Here is a 19006-nt window from a genome sequence, read left to right as displayed (position 1 = left end):
TAATCGTATAGCGAGAACCTTTTCTGCCCATAGAAAAACTCCTCCTTAGGTAGGCAAGCTTTGATTATTTGCTTGTCTACCCAAAGAGGAGTATATCCCCCTCACCGGAAGCTCCGTTTTTCATTGATCCAATTTACTGAATATCAATTTGATGATTTTCTTGACTGGTTCCATTCAGCTTTGGCAAGGAAACACTGAGAACCCCACCATCATACTTAGCCGTCACCTTATCTTTTTCGACATCAGGTAAGTAGAAGGAACGAACAACGTTACTGGTAGAGCGCTCTTGACGTAGTAATTGCCCTTCCTTATCCTTTTCTTCCTTGTTCAAATCGTGCTTGGCACTGATACGCAACGTGTTGTCGCGGTAATCAAGATGAATGTCTTCCTTCTTGAAGCCTGGCAACTCGGAACTAACTTCGTAGCTGTTGTCGGTCTCACGGACATCCGTTTTCATCTGGGTGTCCTTCATGAACGAACGCCCAAAATCACCAAAGAAGTCTGATGGATCAAACATTCCAAAACCTCTGTTCATTAAACTATTTGCCATAGATAAGAACCCCTTTCCTTTTTTACACATCCATAATAGTCACCTTCAGGCTGAATTTCAAGAAATTAGCACTCTAAGTTAGAGAGTACTAATTTTTTCATTCCATAACCTGCTATAATTAAGATTATCAAGCGGAAAGGAGGTTATCCAGTTTGGCGCTTATCGTTGAACTACCACTCATTTTGGACCAAGTCATCACGTTCCGTTACCGTGACGGAACCAGTTTCAAATACGATGTGGCCAAAAGCCCATTTTATCAAACACAATATGGCGTCCGTCTCGACCTACTCGATCAGGACGATGAAGTTTACCAGCAAATCATCGTTTCGTTTGAAAAGGATAGCCTCCTATCAAACGAGTTCGAGGTCAACGGCCAGCAATTTCAAATTCAGCTAAAAAAAGAAGCACAGGAATAAAATCCTGTGCTTCTCGTCTGTTAGTTTTTTAAAATACCGTTAATCCCAACGTGTCGCCCAATGTGTGCAAAGCATCCATGCGGGTCTTAACCTTATCCATATCAAAAATAATATTTTCAATCGTCCCACCCAAGAAGTCAAACTTCTCAAAGTACATATAGTGACTTCCTGGTTGATCCAACAAATAATCATCAATCTTCTTCTCGAAGCCAAAAGACCAATCTGGATTCTCCATCTTTGGAAAATCCAACTTAGTGATAAAGCCATTCTGATTAATTAAATCGGCAGCCTTCTTAATATCTGCCTCATCATAATCAAACGTCACTGTCTTTTTCTCTGTTTTCTTCGCTTCTTTTGTTGCCATGTTTAAGATCTCCTTAGTCTTCTAACATTATCTTCACCGTACCACCAAAAGACCCAGATGTTAAATGTTTCGAATCTCAGTATAATATTTCCGTCGATTGTGTTAAAATTCTTAAATTATTACCGTATCAGCTGTATAATGAAGGTTAGGCTTCAGACATGATTTTGTAGGAAATGAGGAATGATTTTTTTGGATAGTGGTCAGATAGTTATTAATTTAATTATTCTTATAATCACCTTCTTGTTCGCCGCCTTCTTTGTGGCGTGTGAATTCGCCTTGGTCCAGACGCGGCCAAGTGCTCTCAAAGACGAGATGGATAAGCTCGATAAACCATCCATGCGACTCAACCGTTCTTTAAAAATGATTACCAACTTAAACGAATACCTTTCTACCACTCAAGTCGGCGTTTCCGTTGCCGGTATTATCATGGGTTGGTTAGGGGAATCCACGGTGGTGGCTATTCTAGTTGATGTATTGAACATCACCCACCTAAACCCTGGTGGTGCGGCCATTCACGGAATTAGCGCGGTTGCTGGTATCTTGATTTTGACCTACCTTGAGGTTGTCTTTACCGAAATCGTACCTAAAAACATCGCCATCGATATGCCGATGAAAGTATTGAGGGTTGTGACAACACCACTGCATTACTTCCATATTTTGTTCTACCCATTTGTTTGGTTACTGAATAAATCCGCAAATGGTGTGGTTCGAATGATGGGTATGCCTGTCGCTAAAGAAAGCGATGAGGTCTTCTCCCAATCTGAAATTTTAAGTTTATCTAAAAACGCCGTTGAAAGCGGTGAATTAGAGCAAAATGACCTGGTTTACATGCAACGGGCATTTGAACTCAACGATAAAGTTGCCAAGGACATCATGATTGACCGAACTGCACTAGTTGTTGTCGATATCACGGCGGATGTAAAGGAGGCCATCAACGTCTATCTACAGGAGAAGTTTAGTCGCCTCCCCGTGGTTGCGGACAATGATAAAGATAAGATTCTCGGCTACGTTTACAACTACGATTTGATTCGTCAGTCCCAAGTTGATGCCACCATTCACGTGGACCGCTTGCTGCGAGACATTTCAACAACTCCCGAAACAACGCCAATTGCTTCAGTACTTCAACAAATGATTAAAAAGCGGACCCCAATCGTAGTCGTCGTTGACGAGTACGGTGGGACATCCGGAATCATTACTGATAAAGACATCTACGAAGAACTTTTCGGAACCGTCCGTGATGAAATCGATGATTCTTCTATTGATGAAATTTTCAAGCAACCCAACGGCACTTACCAAGTTAACGGTAAGATGACCACCTACGACTTTGAGCGTTACTTCCAGACTGACCTTAAAGAATTCGAAGATGCGGACAACGTCACCATTGCCGGATTCATTATCGATCAAGAACCAAACTTAAAGAAGGGTGACGTCATCCAGATTTCCAACTTTGATTTTAAAGTGCTTGATTACGAAAACTCCTTTATCAATTGGTTCGAGGTTACGGCGCACAAGTCGAGACCTCAAGATGAACGAGAAGAATTAGAAACTGAAAACTAAAAAAATAACGGCCAATGGCCGTTATTTTTTTACGCTTTTCCCGTTGTAATTTGATCTAGTAATTCTGGATTTAAAACAATTTCTTGCAGGCGGTCTCCAAAACGAATCACCTTATCATCACGGCCATGCTGTAATTGCCACATCAGAAAAATCATGACGTTCATGGCGTACATCTCAGCTAAGTAGTCAATTGGCAGGCTGATAGCCTTTGTTTTTTGCGCCTCCGTCAAATATTCCTTAACGGTAGCCTTCAAAACTTGTTGAAAACTATGGCTAAGGTCGGCCTCTTCCGTGTGCACATCAAGCAACAATAGCAGGTTTTCATGGTACTGCCGAAGGACCATCAAGAGTACTTTGATGGTTTCAGACCCCGCTTTAGCATCTTGAATGTTGAAACGGTTCCGAACCACTTCCTCGAATTCTGAAGTATAACGGGCAACAAGTTTATTAAGCAAATCATACTTGTCGTAGTAGTGACTATAGAACGTTGAACGTCCCACCCCTGCAAGTTTACTAATATCTTGAATCGTCAGTGCTTTAAAGCCTTTATTCTTCAAAAGTTCAAAAAAAGCCTTTTCAATCTGAGTTTTTGTTCTTCTCGTTCTTAAATCAACCTTTTCGGCCATCACTTAAACCTCCAATTTAGTTTTTCTCTAATCTTAACCTGAAGTTGAGTCATGAAAAGTGTAAAATGATAGTTATGTATGACGCATTAAATACCAATTACTGGATTAATCATTAAGTGGAGGGTCTCTCGTGAAACCAATCAGAATTCTGTTCATCTCAATTGAAGGAAATACCAGAAACTTCGTGACTCACCTAACTGAATATGCGGAAAAACAACACGCGGAAAACGCCGATCAACCACTAATTGAAGCGACGGAAATTTCCGAACAAACTGATTTTCAAGATGAAAACGCAGACTACTTCTGCTTCGTTCCAACCTATCTAGATGGCGGTAACGGCATTGATAACGGGGTCAAGGAATTAATGACGAACGTCATGGGTGAATATATCGCTTATAATAAAAATCGCAATTATCTCATCGGCGTTGTCGGTAGTGGTAACCGAAACTTCAACGATCAATACTGTTTGACCGCTAAGCGTTACGGCCGCGACTATGAGGCCCCATTCATTGCTGACTACGAACTACGAGGCGTTCCTCGCGACGAGCCTCGCATCTACAACGCTTTGGTGTCACGAGCAAAAGAAGTCGACGCGCTTTAATGATCCAAAAATAGCAAGGAGTCTTAACGTGACCAATTTCACAATGAACCAATTAACTAACCATAAAAGTATCCGTTCTTTTACGAACGAAAAGCTAACCGAAGCCGAAATCAACTCATTAGTGTCAGCTGCACAACATGCTTCAACTAGCACATTCTCTCAGCAATACTCAATTATAAGCGTAACTGACGCCAAACAAAAGCAAATTCTTGGGGAAATTTCCGGACATCATTGGCTGGAAAACAGTGGCCATTTCTTTTTAATGGTCGTTGATCAATACCGGAACCTGCAGCTAGCCGACCAAGCTGGTGCCAAGCCAGATGTTTTAGGAACGACCGACAAATTTTTAGCCGGTGTAATGGACGCAGCCATCGCAACCGAAAGCATCATGGTCGCCGCTGAAAGTATGGGCCTTGGTGGCACCATTATGGGGAGTATCCTAAACGATTCGAAACGCGTGATTGACACGTTCAAGCTCCCTCAGCTCACCTTCCCAATCTTAGGAATTGCCCTGGGGCACCCAGCGGCAACCCCATCACTCAAGCCGCGACTACCAGAAGCACTGATGCATTTTGACGGTCAGTACGCTCTGCCGGCAGACTTCGAGACCCAGATGGCTGATTACGATATTGTTCTGCAAGACTACTATCACTATCGAGATTCTAACACTCGGGACGAAAACTTCTCTCATCATATCGTGAAAGAACTCTCCCGCGATCCTCGATTACGAGCCGAATTAAAGTCGGTTATTGAAGCCCAAGGTTTCATGGCCGATTTTAAAGAAATTAATTAACTTCAATCAAAACACCAGGAGCCCGTACTTACAGGCTCCTTTTTGTATGAGTTCGATAACGGAAAATAACGACCAGCATGGCACCCAACATCAATGCGGTTACTGATAGGAAAAGCGTTTGATAACTAAATAAATCAATCATCATCCCACCAAATAACGGGCCAACCGCCCGGCCTAGTGACAGTGCGACGTTAAACATCCCCTGGTACTTCCCCTTTTGACTCTCGTCAGACAACGAATCAATCCAAGCCGGGATCCCTGGAAAACCAATCATTTCTCCAATAGTCAAAATGGCCATCGTGATAATAAATACGAGATATTGGTTCGCAAAAATTAACAAGAAGAAAGATGCGGCAAAAATGGTGACGCCGACATAAATTTGGGAACTCATTTTGTAGTTGGCACCGATTCGGTTTGCGATTGGTTGTAAGACCACAATCATCAACCCGTTCAGTGTCCAAAGTAAGCTGTACTTTTCAAACGAAATATTCAAACTCGTCATGTGGACGGAGAGCACACTTTCCCAAAGTGCATAACTAAGGTAAAGACTGAAAACCAGGAAGCAAATGAGCAACACAATGCTTAAATTGCTGAACTTGGCTGCCACTTCACCATGTGGGGTCGATTTCGAACTGGCGCGTAAATGCACGGGGAATTCAATTGCCGTAATAATTAGTAAAACGACATAGAAAAGCGACGTGACAGTCAAAACAACCGTAATCCCAAAATGCATCAAGTAGCCGACTAGCAGGGTCCCAATCACAACTCCTAAGTTAATCCCAATGTAGAGGATGTTGAAGACCGACCGAGTACTCTTACTTTTCACAGAAGCCGCGTAGGAATTTCCCACGGTCATACTAGCACCGTCACCAAATCCGACCACGGCCAGCAAAATGCCAAACATCGGCCAATTATGGAAGAAAATCAGTAGAATCATTGCTGCCAATGACACAATGACACTCCCAATTGCCGTTTTATAGGGAGACCAACGATCGAATAAATAGCCCCCGACATAGTTACCGAGAATCATGAACATTGACATCACAAAGAGCGTGGTCCCCGCCAACGTCAATGTTTTTCCTAAGTAATTGTGCATATAAACAGTCACGAGTGGCCACAGGAAAGAAGCGCCCGCATTCAATAGTAAAGTTGATAGAAAGACTGCGGGCAGTCCAATTTCAGTTTTGGGTTTAAGCATGCTGACTTCCTCCGATCCATTCCTTTTACCATTATGTCACAAGCACCAGGGGTTTTCATACCTGAACACCGTAATTCAATTAAAAAAACTAGCGCATCCCTGCGCTAGTTTTAAACCGTTTCATTCATGCAATATTAGCCGTTAAACGGGCCTTCCACCACTAGCTTACCCATCATATGACCGGACTCAACTTGACGATGAGCGGCCGTCATCGTGGTCGCATTGATACCGTCCGAAATAGTTTCAGTCAGCGTTGAGTGAAGTTTCCCGGCATCGAACAGATCAGCCATTGCCGTTAATGCTGCTCCCTGCGTAGCTTCATCGTAGTGATACTTACTCTTTGCAAACATGAACTCCCAGTCGAAACTGGCAGCCTTGTCCTTCAACAGTTCAAATGGTACGTCCACTTTTGTCCCAACAATCGTTGCCACATGACCAAACGGTGCAACTAACTCGCTAGCCGCTTTTAAATAGGGCTGCGGTGTGTGCAGAACGGCTACACCCGATAACAAGCCCAAGTTCAAATTAGTAACAGCCTGTTGCAAGTCCTCGTGATAATCAATCGGGTAGTCAACGCCGTTTTGTTTCAGCCAATCGAACTTCTTAGGACTACTCGTGGCAATCACCGTCAAGCCGCTCCATTTAGCTAATTGGGTGGCGATTGAACCGACTCCGCCAGCACCGTTAATAATGAGAATCGACTTACCCTGGTTCGCGTTTTCACCGAACTGGTAGCCCATTTTTTCAAACAGTAATTCGTACGCTGTCAGGCTAACAAGTGGCATTGCTGCAGCTTCAGCAACTGATAACTTTTGTGGTGCGAGGGCAACCAGACGCTCATCAATCAATTGGAATTCTGCATTGCTACCACTACGGATGATTGAGCCAGCGTAGTAAACACGATTGCCGATTTTGAAATGCGTTGCCTCTGAACCCGTTGCCACTACTTCACCCACGGCATCAAAGCCGAGAATTTTGGCGTCAATTTGTTTTGGCGTTGCTACCCGAGTTTTGGTATCTACCGGATTCACCGAAACGGCCAGTACTTTCACCAATAAATCGTGGTCAGTGGGCTCAGGCTTTGAAACTGTCACATTCTCAAAGACTTTGGGGTCATCGATAAGTAACCCCTCGTAAAAGCCAACCGCCTTCATTGTGTTTGTCATGATTGTCGATACCTCGCTTTCTTTGCTGATAATTATAGGCACAATAAAAAGCGGCCGTAAAGTAAACGGGCCGCCCTCTTATTAATTATCTTGTAAAGGTGTAAACAGCTTTTGGTGCGTTACCAATGCTAGTCTTCACTGCTTGGTTTTTGCTGTTCACTAATGTAAATTTCTTGTTAGACTTAAAGCTCATGTAGAATGTTCCCTTATCACCGTTATGAGTCTTGGTTGTGATCTTCCAAAGGTTCGTAGCGGTTTGGGTTACCTTGTACGTTGCACCTGTGGTCACGGCTGTTGTCTTGCCTGACTTCAATACATAAGCATTAAAACCAGTCTTTTGGCTAAACACATACTTTAATTGGTAGCCATTGACCTTGTTAGACTTCCATGTGCCGTTTGGTGTGTCAGGTGTAACAGATTTAGTTGAACTAGTTGTTGTCTTTGTTGTCGTACTGCTAGTTTTTGCCGTTGTGGTAGCGGACTTTGCACTGGCAGCTTGAACCGTAATAATTCGGTAGAAGTAGTTTGCAGCTCCATTGGCGCGCGCATAAACGTAAATTTTAGCATTCTTAGTCAATGCCTTATTCAGTTTAACCGTGTACTTACCTGTTGTTTTTGAAGCAGTTGAGCGAGCTAACGTTTGTTTTTTGGCGTTACGAACAGTAATTGTGACACCCTTTGTTGCCTTACCCGTCACAGTCTTAGCTCCGGCATAAGTGGCGTTGACGCTGAGACTGGGGGTTGAGGCTGCGGATGCATTAACGGTTGCGGAAATACCGATGATGGCGGCTACCGCAAAAAAGATAATTGCAATTAACTTGGTATTTTTCATGTGAATCTCCTTTGCTTTTTTAGTTCGAAAGCTAGTATAATCCCCTTTTCATTGAAAACCCACCGCTTTTTCAACTCTTACGTCTTTTTTATAAAAATCGAAAATTTCCTTTGTGAAAATCATTTTCACGATTTACCTTTCAAATTTGTCCAAAATTATGAAAGCAACTTTCATAAACGTTTGTAAACGTTATTTTAAAAATCGCATTTGTGAGCTAGGAAAACTTTCGTCAAATCACTGTTCATTACTCACAAATGTATTATAATAAGCTGGTACAAAGCTTAATAAATCAACGATAATTTTAATCACAAACTAAAGGAGTGAACGTTCTTGGCTACTGAAAGATCGGCTTTATTTATTTTCTTCGGGGGTACCGGAGACCTTGCATATCGTAAACTTTACCCTTCAATGTTCAACTTGTACCGTAAGGGTACACTACAAGAAAAATTCGCAGTGATTGGAACTGCCCGTGACAAGCTCACTGACGAAAAGTTCCGCGAAAAAGTTCGCAAATCAATTGGTTCAGATAGCAAAGAAGCTGAAAAGTTCATTTCTCACTTCTATTATGAGGCCCATGATGTAACTGATCAAGCCCACTACTCCGTTTTAAAGGCCCGCGCTGAAGAGCTCGACAAGAAGTACAAGCTCAGTGGCAACCAAATCTTCTACCTATCAATGGCACCAAACTTCTTTGGAACAGTTGCCGGTTATCTTCGTACTGAAGGCATTGTTAACGACAACGGATTTAGCCGTCTAGTTATCGAAAAGCCATTCGGTCGCGATTTCGAATCTGCCAAAGAATTAAACGAATCACTTGCTAAGTCATTCAAAGAAGAAGAAATCTTCCGAATTGACCACTACCTTGGTAAGGAAATGATTCAAAACATCGAAGCATTACGTTTTGGTAACACAATCATCGAATCACTCTGGAACAACCGTTACATTGACAACATCCAAGTGACGCTTTCAGAAAGCTTGGGCGTTGAAGAACGTGCTTCTTACTACGATAAATCTGGTGCTTTACGTGATATGGTTCAAAACCACATTATGCAAATTGTTAGTTTATTGGCAATGGAGCAACCGGTTGCCTTCACTGATAGCGATATCCGTGCTGAAAAAGTTAAGGCGCTTCGTAGCCTTCGCGTTTACAACGTTGCGGAAGCTGCAACTAACTTTGTTCGTGGCCAATACGGCGCTGGCAACAAGGTAAAGCCTTACCGTGAAGAAGACAATGTACCAGCCGATTCAACCACTGAAACATTCGTTGCTGGTAAGTTAATGTTTGATAACTACCGTTGGTCAGGTACACCATTCTACATTCGTACTGGTAAAGTCCTTGCTGACAAGTTCACTCGTGTGGACGTTGTCTTCAAGAAGCCATTGGTTGATATCTTTGCCTTCCCTGGTAGCACCAACACCGCACCATTGGACACCAACATCTTGACGCTTTACATTGAACCTAAGGCCGGATTCGCCCTTAAGATCAATGCTAAGAACAACGAACAAGGTTTCCAAACTGAACCCGTAACTATGAAGTACCTCGTGGATCCTGAAGATTCAAAGAAGACGCCAGAACCATACGAACGTCTTATCCACGATGCTTTGAAGGGCGACGGTACCAACTTCTCAAGTTGGCAAGAAGTTTCATACGCATGGAAGTTTGTTGATCAAATTCGCCACGTCTGGGACTTACAAGCACCTAACTTCCCTAACTACACGCCTGGTTCAATGGGACCAGCCGCTGCAGATGAGTTGATTGAACGCGATCACCGCAGTTGGGTATACAAATTAAACAAATAATCGAACTAAGAGCCGTCATTCCAAACTGGAATGACGGTTTTTTTGTTCATTTAAATGAAGTTAATTTACAGTCACCTTGTTCGAATATGCACGATTGTAAAATGCTGTTTAATTCATGTTATCAACTCGTTCGTGAAACAAATTACAAAAGTTTGCTCAATTTATTACAATTTTGGTGTAAACGGTTCATTTTTTCATAAGGCAGTGCTAAACTAGTTAAGTACCAAAAATATTCGATTTAAAAGGATGGTAATGATGGCTGAAAAATTAGCAAACATCGGTGTTGTCGGAATGGCCGTTATGGGCAAAAACTTAGCCCTTAACATTGAAAGCCGCGGCTTCACTGTCGGTATTTACAACCGTTCTGCCGAAAAGACAGACAAAGTTATGCAGGATCACAGCGAAAAGAAATTGATCCCAAGTCACACCATTGAAGAATTTGTTAACTCACTTGAAAAACCTCGTCGAATCTTGCTGATGGTTAAGGCTGGTAAGCCAACGGATGCAGTAATCGATGAACTTCTACCATTATTGGATAAAGGTGACATTCTGATCGATGGTGGTAACACTAACTTCCACGATACAATGGCTCGTAACGCTCGTTTGGACGAATCTGGAATCAACTTCATCGGAATGGGTGTTTCCGGTGGTGAATTAGGTGCCCTCCAAGGCCCTTCATTGATGCCAGGTGGCCAAAAAGCCGCTTATGACCTCGTTGCCCCAATCCTTGAACAGATTTCGGCTAAGGCCCCTCAAGATGGCAAAGATTGTGTAACTTATATTGGACCAAACGGTGCCGGCCACTACGTTAAGATGGTTCATAACGGTATCGAATACGGTGATGAAGAGTTAATCGACGAAAGTTACAACATCATGCGTAACGTTGCCGGTCTTTCAGTTGATGAAATGGCTGACATTTTCAAAGAATGGAATGAAGGCGAACTCGATAGCTACTTAATCGAAATCACCGCTGACATTTTGACTCGTAAGGACGACCTCGGCTCAGACAAGTCTAAGCCTATCGTTGACATGATTCTTGATCGTGGGAACAACAAGGGTACTGGTAAGTGGAGTTCAGAAGACGCTTTGAACATCCAAGTCCCTCAATCAGTCATCACTGAAGCCGTTTACGCGCGTTACATCTCAATGATGAAGAACGAACGGGTTGAAGCTTCAAAGACCCTTGCAGGTCCTAAGGGCGACGTTGAATTAGGCGATAAGAAAGAACTCGTTGAAAAAATCCGTCAAGCGCTCTTCTTCAGTAAGATCATGAGTTACGCTCAAGGTTTCGAACAACTTCGAGTTGCTTCTGAAACATACAAGTGGGACCTTAAGTTTGGCGAATTAGCCCAAATCTGGCGTGCCGGCTGTATCATTCGTGCTCGTTTCTTACAAAACATCACGGATGCCTTCGACAAGAAGCCTGATTTAACTAACTTGTTGCTTGACGATTACTTCAAGGACATCGCTGCTAAGTACCAAGAATCTGTACGTGACGTTGTGGCACTTGCCGTTAAGGCCGGTGTTCCCGTTCCCGGATTCAGTGCTGCGATTACTTACTACGATTCATATCGTGCAGAAGTATTGCCAGCCAACTTACTTCAAGCCCAACGTGACTACTTCGGTGCTCACACTTACGAACGGACTGACCGTGAAGGTAACTTCCATTACCCATGGTACGAAGAACAATAGAAATTTGATAAGCAATGAAAAAACCGACTATCCAGATGGGTAGTCGGTTTTTTATGTTTTATTGCATCGTTTGGCCACCGTGGGCCTCACCCACAATTCGACTCTTAAGTTCCTCTTGCAGGTCGTGCAGCTGTTGCCATTCAGCAATTTGGCGATCCATTTGCAGTTGCTCACTTTTCGCCTTTTGCTGACTCTTTAAAATGAAATTATCCCAATCGGTATCAGCTGTATCCGGATCAACCTGTTGCCGCCATTTCGACCATTCATCCAAATGGTGTTCAAGCAGTTTCACTTTCTCTGGATCTAAATGAATTTCTTTTGCCATTTTTGCCGACCTCCCTAACTGAGTGTATTCAAATTAAAATGCTGACAATGCGTCCTTAATGCCGGTAGTGCCATTGACCATTGGAATGGTCTTCTTAATTGTGTTTGGTAGCGCCAAACTAGCGACCACTGCGCTAGCAACGTCTTCTCTAGCGATAGCGCCACCTTCAATACCATCCGTGTTAATTTTGCCGGTACCCTCATCAAACGTCAAAGCGCCGGGTTCTAAGATGGTGTAATCCAGGTTCGTTCTGTAGCGCAACCATTCATCTGCATAGAATTTGGCAACGTAGTAGGGTTTGATGGTTTCAGACCAACGATTACGATCTTCAGCAAACATCGCACTGACCATTACGTAACGCTTAACACCAGCAATTTCAGCTGCTTGCATACTCTTAACGGCACCGTCCAAATCAATGAGCAATGTCATATCATCACCCGTTTTGCCACCTGATCCAGCCGTGAAGACAACGGCATCAAATTCATCTAAGCTAACCGCCAACGATTCTGGCTTCCCCAGTAAATCGACGTTAGCCGTTTTAATGCCATCCTCTTCAAAATCACTCTTTTGTTCAGGATTTCTAATTCCGGCAGTCACTTCATGACCAGCCATTTTTAATTGGGAAACGACCAAACGGCCAACGTTTCCGTGTGCACCAATAACAAATACTTTCATCTCTCAACACCTCCTATCTTAGTATAGCCATTATTACGATGGAGGTGTATTAATATGACCCAATAAAAAACTAGCGCATCCCTGCACTAGTTCTTCCAGCTATTCTTCCACCATTACAGCTTCATATTTTTGCTCATACCAATTGGTCCAATCACCAAAAGACGGCGTTCCGTTTGCTCGAAAACGAAGCTCAAGTGACATTAAAACGCGATACAGGTATGCATGATAGTCCTGAACCAACAGCTCAAAAAGCTGATTAGGATGAAAGCTACTATTCATAGCCAAGAAATGGTTCAGCTCACCAATCTCTGCATCGACTGGGTAAGACGAAAGAATTTCTAAATTAGCATGCTGAAATTCCCTTATGTAAAATTTGGCGAATATGGCGACGGTATTTTGCTTGGCTGAATCGCTAAGTTGCTGCAACGTAACTGTTTGATCTCGTTCCATAATGGATCGTACCTCCTAAATTGACAACCGTAACTAGCAATAATCAACCGCTCTTTCCGGTTCCCATTATAGGCTGTTTCATCTCGTTTGTTAAACGAGATAGACTCAAGACTTATCTTGAGCATTACATTGTATTTTAAGCTAAAATGGTATATACTAACAAATGTATATAGAAAGCCGTTAGGTGAGGCTCCTATATGGAAAATGCTACTGCTCAGAAACGTCGAAAAACGCCAATGAGTCAGCCGTCCTAGTTAAAATAAGGCTTGGACTAACGTAGCTGTTACTAACACTAACTACGCCATATAGTGCTAAAACTCAACGATTGGCAATAAGACTACCCATTCCGGTAGCCTTATCAAGGTGCATTGAAAATTCAATGGCATCCGGCCGATCTTGGGCTGGATGCCTTTTTACTTGCCGAATGGCCCCAACATTTTAGGAGGTGATTGATATGACAACTGAATTACAAGACCCTGGATCGTCTAATTATAAACAGCTGAAGGGAAAGTTGGCTATCAACGCCTCTCTTAGTTTGGTGGCCTGAATTAAATTGGCTTGGTCCGACTTTCCCGGATTACATCAGTAATCAAGCTGGATTTACTGATTGAGTTTTGCGTGGATCCCTGCTGTATTCTTTCGTGATGGGCGTTATAGTCCATCTTTAAGCGAAAGCCATCCATCTATCGTTAGCAATCTCACGCAAGTCTCTATTCTGGTTATTTGAGTAAATCACGCTTACCAATCTCAGTGTCATTCTGCGCTAAAGATCATTGACGTGATCGTACAGAATCGTTTCACGGCACTTTCCGTTTGGGGAACCTTCGGAGGGCTTGGTTTGAATGATTTGCATCACTCGATAGCCTGGAGAATTAGTCAGTGAATCATTTCAAATTTTTACTATAACGTCGCTTATCACCACCAAAAGGCAAAACTCATTCATAGGCTGATGGGAATCAACTCTTGAAATGAGACCATTGCAGGTTTTAACGACGCCGCAAAGGAGGACGCACATCGAGCGCCTCCTTTTTTATTTGGCTTTCTTCGTGAGCATCTATTTTGCGTCAAACACGGTATCCCCTTTACACTAAACTTAACCCAACGAAAAGGAGATGATTCCAATATGGCAAAAGAACTAGACGCTAAGAAGGATAAACTGGTTGGATCAGTGAAGGAACAAGCTGGAAAAGCAACCGGTGATCAAAGTACCGAACTCAAGGGCAAGCTCCAAAAAGAAAAGGGTAAGATGAAAGAAAAGACTGAGGAAATGAAAGATAAGGCCTCAGAAAAAATGAACGACATGCATAAAGAATAAGGTAGCTTGTCCGTGAGCAGCACCTTCCAAAAAACGGGTCCTTCGACATCACGTCGAGGAACCCGTTTTATTTATGCTTTCGCTTTTACTTCTGCCAGATAAGCAGCCGATTTTTCTTCATCAAATTCATGTTCTGATTTCCCAATGACAACCGTTGCCAAAGAGTTACCAATCACATTAACTGCAGTCCGACCCATATCGACTAGTCGGTCGATTCCGGCAATAAACGTCAATCCTGCCATTGGCACGCCAATAGTTGAGACGGTTGCCAACAGAACAACGAATGACGCACCAGGTACCCCAGCCATTCCTTTAGACGTAATCATCAACACCACTAGAAGCGTTAACTGTTGTCCAAGGCTCAAGTGGATATGGTAAGCCTGAGCCAAGAATAACGCTGCTAAAGATTGGTAAATCGCCGAGCCATCAAGGTTAAACGTATAACCCGTTGGAATAACGAAAGAAACAATTCCCTGGTTAACCCCATATTTATCCATTTTATCAATCATCTTGGGTAAGGCAGCCTCAGAGCTGGCTGTTGAGAACGCCAAAACTGCTTCGTCTTTGATCACCCGAAGTAGGTCAAAGATACTGAACTTGAACATTCTTGCCACCAGGCCCATGAAAACAACGACGAATACTGCCATCGTTGCATAGGCGAGCAAGATAAAGTAACCCAATGGTGCCAATGCAGCAAGACCCAATTGTGCGACCGTTACGCCGATTAGGGCACAAACCCCGATTGGTGCAACGTGCATTACCCAGTTTGTTACCTTGAACATGACTTCTGAAACAGCCTGAAGAAAATCGATGATCACCTTTCCGCGTTCACCAATTGCGGCGGTTCCTAATCCAAAGAAGACGGAGAAAAAGATCACTGGCATCATATCACCGGTACTCAAGGCATTGAAGAAGTTGGTTGGGATAATTCCCATCACCGTTTCCCAAATGCCACCTTCCGACGCATGCTTAGCCGTCGAAACGTACTGGCTGATGTCTTGACTATGTAGCGCGTGAATATTGATAAAGTCACCAGGTTTGAATATATTGGCCACAATCATCCCTAAGATGATGGCGACTGTTGACATTACTTCAAAGTAGATCAAGGTTTTACCGCCCACTCGACCCAGCTTCTTCAAATCCCCCATGTTGGCGATTCCCACCGTCAAACAGGAAACCACGATTGGCAACACAATCATTTGAATTAAGCTAATAAACATTGTCCCAATATTTTGCATTGCGGTAATGGCCATCTTATTTTGGTAAAAAACGACACCTAAAATAATTCCTAATACTAAACCAATTAGGATTTGCCATCCCAATGTCAGCCGATAAGCACGGTAATGTTTCATTTTGTTCACCCTTGTCCCTTAAATTTTTCTCATTTCTGTAAAATCATACCTTAATAGTTTAGCATATTTTGAGACAAACCGCTTTAAAACCCCGTAAATATGATTTTAAAATTAGAACTCTCATTGACTTCTAATTTGTTCCGTGTTAAATTTATCCCACTCTAAAGGAAAGTGGTGAAGACCATGTCCATTTGTCGGCAATTTTCATGTAAAACGCTCCTAACCTCCGGATCTCGACATCATAGTCACTTGTAATGTTGTTGCAAGTGTCTCTCGAGATCGGAGGAAGTCTTCATGAAAATTAAATATATCGCAATTTTGTTTAGCAGTGTCCTAGTGGCAATTGTTTTGACGGGGTGCGGCCAGGCCAGTTCCGATTCAAACAAGAATCGTCCAATGACGGTGACTTTGAATGGCGAACCAGCCACAGCTGATCCAGCTCAAACAACCGACGTCAATAGTTCAACGATTGTTTCCCAAACTATGCAAGGACTTTATACACTAAGCCCTTCAGGAAAGGTCGTTGCTAGTGTTGCTAAAAAAGTTGTGAAGCCAACTGATGGTGGTAAACGCTACGTCTTTAACTTACGGAAAACGAAGTGGAGCAATGGTGAAGAAGTGACCGCAAAAGATTTTGTTGCGGGTTTCCAACGTGCCGTTGACCCTAAAACCAAATCACAGCGTCTTTCAAACTATAAATTCATCAAGAATTTTGAAGCCGTTTCGACGGGCAAGGCCCCAGTTTCTGAATTTGGCGTCAAAGCCCTCAGCAAGTATCGATTTGAAATTCAGCTTTCTGCTCCTGTTCCCTATTTCGATTACTTACTCACTGATTATTATCCAATTAATCAATCAGCTGCCAAAAAATTCGGTTCAACTTACGGGACTAGTTCCGGCAAAATCGTGACCAATGGACCTTATAAATTGGTAGGTTGGAACGGAACCAGTACATCATTTAAACTAAAGAAAAATCCTAAGTATACGTTACAAAACGTTCGAATTCCAACAGTTAACGTAAAGGTAGAAAAGGATGGTAGCACCGCTTTAAACTTGTTCAAAGCTAACAAAGTACAGATTACGCAACTGTCAGGACAATTAGTCAAGTCGAACGCGAATAATCCCTCACTCAAAACAACCAAGATTCTGCGAAACGCCTATCTAGAATTTAATGGCAAAAATAAAACGACTAACAATACTAATTTACACAAGGCAATTAGTTATGTATTGGATCGCGAGCAGTTGACTAAAAGCGTACTGCAAGATGGTTCTGTGGCCGCATGGAGTATGGTGCCACAAGGCGATGCATCGAACCCAACAACCGGGGAGGACTTCGCTAAAGAAGTTGGCAATAAGCTGAAAGTAAATACGAAAGCAGCTAAAGTCTACTGGAGAAATGCCCAGTCTGAATTGGGCAAGAAGCGCATCACCGTTCAACTACTCACCGGTGATGACGATGCCAGCAAACAAGTAGGCGAATATATGCAGGCAGTGCTGAAAAAGGAATTGCCGGGGCTAAATTTAACTTTAAAAACAGTTCCACAAGCGCAACACATTCAAATGGGAAGCGACAAGAACTACGAGATTAACCTAGATGGTTGGTCCACTGGTTGGTACGACCCCGCTGATTTTCTTCAAATGGCAGAGTATGGAAACGCGCTATCTTTCTCAAATTGGAAAGATGCCAAGTACCAAAAACTCATCAGTCAAATTAATGACACGACTAAATATTCTACAAAACAACGTTATGACTTAATGCTCGAAGCCGATAGATACCTCATGCAACAACAAGGTATCGTGCCGTTATATCAAGTCGCACAATCAAACCTCGTTGATAAGCGACTGGGCGGCATTAAATTTACAGCACTCTCAGGCATTCAGTATCAATATGCTTACTGGAAATAGCGCAAACGCCTAGGAATCAGTCCTAGGCGTTTTTATTTGGTCGAGTTCTTAGTTATGTTACGCTTGAAATGGAATAAGAAACCCCATGACCTAGGAGGCGACTTACATGAAAAACATCAATAAACTTTCGAACATCATCAAAACGACCGATGGCCCATTCCTAACGGTGATTGTCCCTAATCCGTTAACCGTTAGCGATTTATCAAAGGCTAAATTAAAGATGAAGGATGTTGCAATGCAAGCTGAAGAAAAGCTTCGCCACGCTTATCCCACTATCAACGTAGATGACTACATGAAGCAACTACGTCCCTACACTGATGATCCTAATCAATGGGACGATGTAAAGAGTCGGGCCTGTGCCATCATCGTGGGGCCTGATCGGGTGACCGTGGAAGATTTAAACCATGAAGTCAACCAATCATCCGTCACCGTTTCGGAGCACCCTAATTGGCTGAAATTAGCCCAAAACACCGTCGAGCAAACTCATCTCATTCTTGCATTAAACTATGACAGTTACCGGCTCTTTCAAGCTTCTAGTAGCCATATCGAAGAATTAGAACTTGCATCTGACGCACCAGGTACCCTTCCGGAAACACTCGGAACTAACGAACTAAAGGGTGGTCAATTAAACTTCAACAGCTATGACGGTGGAGTTTCTTTCCACGGTCACAATGAAAAGAGCCAAGAAGTGAAAAATGATCAAAGAAATTATTATCAAGCAATTTCAACTTATTTACGTGAACATTTCCCACTAGAAAAGACGGAAGTTGTATTGTACGCTTTACCTCAAAACGCTGCTGTATTAAGAGAAGCACTCAACTACGACTCAGCAATCAGCGAATTATTCGAGCCTTCATCGCCTGCCAAATTATCGATGAACGAAATCTCGGAGCGGATTGCAACAATCATTCAAGATGGCATTGAAGCCAATATCAATCAACTTCATTCCGATTACGAACGCTTCACCAACCTCGGGCAGACCACTGATGATCTCAGTCAATTAATCGATTGTGCACGTAACGGACAGATTGAAACCTTAATTATCTGTGAGAATACTAGTAGCCCTGGCTACTTAACCCGCTCTGAATTAGATACTTCTTCCGAATTTGCAAAAAACAATAATCTCTATAACGATCTAGCCGATATGGTGATTAAAGATAATGGCCATATCGTTGTCCTTCCGGCAGATAAAATGCCGATTGATTCACCTATCTGTGCGATACTAAGATACCCAATCTAACTATGTAAAAGTACAAAAAAACACCAGACAAGTTAATGTCTGGTGTTTTTGCTTTGCGTGGCAACGTCCTACCCTCGCAGGGGGCGATCCCCCAACTACTATCGGCGTGCTAAAGCTTAACTTCTGTGTTCGGCATGGGAACAGGTGTATCC

19 protein-coding genes, 1 rRNA gene and 1 riboswitch are annotated in these 19006 nt (G+C 42.8%); of the genes, 9 read left to right on the top strand and 11 right to left on the bottom strand.

What is annotated here, in order from left to right; translation table 11 throughout:
- Positions 1-133: 133 nt before the first annotated feature.
- Complete coding sequence (locus LOSG293_RS07885) at positions 134-550, bottom strand: Hsp20/alpha crystallin family protein (RefSeq protein WP_034529038.1); 417 nt, start codon at positions 548-550, stop codon at positions 134-136.
- Between the two features lie 152 nt (positions 551-702).
- Between LOSG293_RS07885 and LOSG293_RS07880 the strand changes: the two genes are divergently transcribed.
- Positions 703-966, top strand: a complete 264-nt coding sequence (locus LOSG293_RS07880) for a hypothetical protein (protein ID WP_034529036.1) — start codon at positions 703-705, stop codon at positions 964-966.
- Between the two features lie 28 nt (positions 967-994).
- Here LOSG293_RS07880 and LOSG293_RS07875 read toward each other — a convergent pair whose 3' ends face one another.
- Complete coding sequence (locus tag LOSG293_RS07875; RefSeq protein WP_034529033.1) at positions 995-1330, bottom strand: hypothetical protein; 336 nt, start codon at positions 1328-1330, stop codon at positions 995-997.
- Positions 1331-1519: 189 nt separating this feature from the next.
- Here LOSG293_RS07875 and LOSG293_RS07870 point away from each other — a divergent pair, with 189 nt between their 5' ends.
- Positions 1520-2887: a hemolysin family protein gene (locus LOSG293_RS07870; RefSeq protein ID WP_051907263.1), complete on the top strand. Its 1368-nt coding sequence runs from the start codon at positions 1520-1522 to the stop codon at positions 2885-2887.
- Positions 2888-2916: 29 nt separating this feature from the next.
- Here the strand turns inward: LOSG293_RS07870 and LOSG293_RS07865 are convergent, their stop codons facing one another.
- The gene (locus LOSG293_RS07865) at positions 2917-3513 is read right to left on the bottom strand and encodes a TetR/AcrR family transcriptional regulator (protein WP_051907262.1); all 597 of its coding nucleotides are present in this window, start codon (positions 3511-3513) and stop codon (positions 2917-2919) included.
- A gap of 130 nt (positions 3514-3643) precedes the next feature.
- On the opposite strand from LOSG293_RS07865, the gene nrdI reads away from it, so the two are divergent.
- The gene (gene nrdI / locus LOSG293_RS07860) at positions 3644-4114 is read left to right on the top strand and encodes a class Ib ribonucleoside-diphosphate reductase assembly flavoprotein NrdI (protein WP_034529029.1); all 471 of its coding nucleotides are present in this window, start codon (positions 3644-3646) and stop codon (positions 4112-4114) included.
- Between the two features lie 28 nt (positions 4115-4142).
- On the top strand, positions 4143-4907 hold the full coding sequence (locus tag LOSG293_RS07855) for a nitroreductase family protein (protein WP_235786832.1): 765 nt from the start codon (positions 4143-4145) through the stop codon (positions 4905-4907).
- Between the two features lie 28 nt (positions 4908-4935).
- Here the strand turns inward: LOSG293_RS07855 and LOSG293_RS07850 are convergent, their stop codons facing one another.
- The 3 genes from LOSG293_RS07850 to LOSG293_RS07840 form a co-directional block, all read right to left on the bottom strand.
- Positions 4936-6105 carry an MDR family MFS transporter gene (locus tag LOSG293_RS07850; protein WP_034529028.1) on the bottom strand — a complete coding sequence of 390 codons (1170 nt, stop codon included), beginning with the start codon at positions 6103-6105 and terminating at the stop codon, positions 4936-4938.
- 134 nt (positions 6106-6239) lie between these two features.
- A complete protein-coding gene (locus LOSG293_RS07845) occupies positions 6240-7271 on the bottom strand; it encodes a zinc-binding alcohol dehydrogenase family protein (protein WP_034529026.1) in 1032 nt (343 codons plus the stop codon).
- 85 nt (positions 7272-7356) lie between these two features.
- Positions 7357-8103: an Ig-like domain-containing protein gene (locus LOSG293_RS07840; protein WP_034529024.1), complete on the bottom strand. Its 747-nt coding sequence runs from the start codon at positions 8101-8103 to the stop codon at positions 7357-7359.
- A gap of 330 nt (positions 8104-8433) precedes the next feature.
- Between LOSG293_RS07840 and zwf the strand changes: the two genes are divergently transcribed.
- Together zwf and gnd are read left to right on the top strand one after the other, a co-directional pair.
- Positions 8434-9903, top strand: a complete 1470-nt coding sequence (zwf, locus tag LOSG293_RS07835) for a glucose-6-phosphate dehydrogenase (protein WP_034529023.1) — start codon at positions 8434-8436, stop codon at positions 9901-9903.
- A gap of 255 nt (positions 9904-10158) precedes the next feature.
- On the top strand, positions 10159-11595 hold the full coding sequence (gene gnd, locus LOSG293_RS07830; RefSeq protein ID WP_034529022.1) for an NADP-dependent phosphogluconate dehydrogenase: 1437 nt from the start codon (positions 10159-10161) through the stop codon (positions 11593-11595).
- 58 nt (positions 11596-11653) lie between these two features.
- On the opposite strand, the gene LOSG293_RS07825 is transcribed toward gnd, so the two are convergent.
- From LOSG293_RS07825 to LOSG293_RS07815, 3 genes are all read right to left on the bottom strand, one after another.
- On the bottom strand, positions 11654-11920 hold the full coding sequence (locus LOSG293_RS07825; protein ID WP_034529020.1) for a hypothetical protein: 267 nt from the start codon (positions 11918-11920) through the stop codon (positions 11654-11656).
- A 33-nt stretch (positions 11921-11953) separates the two neighbouring features.
- The gene (locus LOSG293_RS07820; protein ID WP_034529019.1) at positions 11954-12595 is read right to left on the bottom strand and encodes an SDR family oxidoreductase; all 642 of its coding nucleotides are present in this window, start codon (positions 12593-12595) and stop codon (positions 11954-11956) included.
- A gap of 99 nt (positions 12596-12694) precedes the next feature.
- Positions 12695-13045, bottom strand: coding sequence for a hypothetical protein (locus tag LOSG293_RS07815; RefSeq protein ID WP_034529018.1), 351 nt, complete (start codon positions 13043-13045; stop codon positions 12695-12697).
- A 169-nt stretch (positions 13046-13214) separates the two neighbouring features.
- Positions 13215-13382, top strand: a riboswitch (M-box (ykoK) riboswitch).
- 786 nt (positions 13383-14168) lie between these two features.
- Here LOSG293_RS07815 and LOSG293_RS07810 point away from each other — a divergent pair.
- Entirely contained in the window at positions 14169-14360 is a 192-nt protein-coding gene (locus LOSG293_RS07810) for a CsbD family protein (RefSeq protein ID WP_034529016.1), read from the top strand.
- A gap of 71 nt (positions 14361-14431) precedes the next feature.
- On the opposite strand, the gene LOSG293_RS07805 is transcribed toward LOSG293_RS07810, so the two are convergent.
- Positions 14432-15712, bottom strand: coding sequence for a dicarboxylate/amino acid:cation symporter (locus LOSG293_RS07805; RefSeq protein WP_034529014.1), 1281 nt, complete (start codon positions 15710-15712; stop codon positions 14432-14434).
- Between the two features lie 294 nt (positions 15713-16006).
- Here LOSG293_RS07805 and LOSG293_RS07800 point away from each other — a divergent pair, with 294 nt between their 5' ends.
- Together LOSG293_RS07800 and LOSG293_RS07795 are read left to right on the top strand one after the other, a co-directional pair.
- Positions 16007-17614, top strand: coding sequence for a peptide ABC transporter substrate-binding protein (locus LOSG293_RS07800; RefSeq protein WP_051907261.1), 1608 nt, complete (start codon positions 16007-16009; stop codon positions 17612-17614).
- Positions 17615-17720: 106 nt separating this feature from the next.
- The gene (locus LOSG293_RS07795; RefSeq protein WP_034529011.1) at positions 17721-18854 is read left to right on the top strand and encodes a baeRF6 domain-containing protein; all 1134 of its coding nucleotides are present in this window, start codon (positions 17721-17723) and stop codon (positions 18852-18854) included.
- Positions 18855-18909: 55 nt separating this feature from the next.
- On the opposite strand, the gene rrf is transcribed toward LOSG293_RS07795, so the two are convergent.
- A 5S ribosomal RNA gene (rrf, locus tag LOSG293_RS07790) occupies positions 18910-19006 on the bottom strand; the annotation flags it as partial.

This window comes from Secundilactobacillus oryzae JCM 18671, from assembly GCF_000740055.1.
GTDB lineage: Bacteria > Bacillota > Bacilli > Lactobacillales > Lactobacillaceae > Secundilactobacillus > Secundilactobacillus oryzae.
This window is presented reverse-complemented; position numbering and strand designations above follow the sequence as displayed.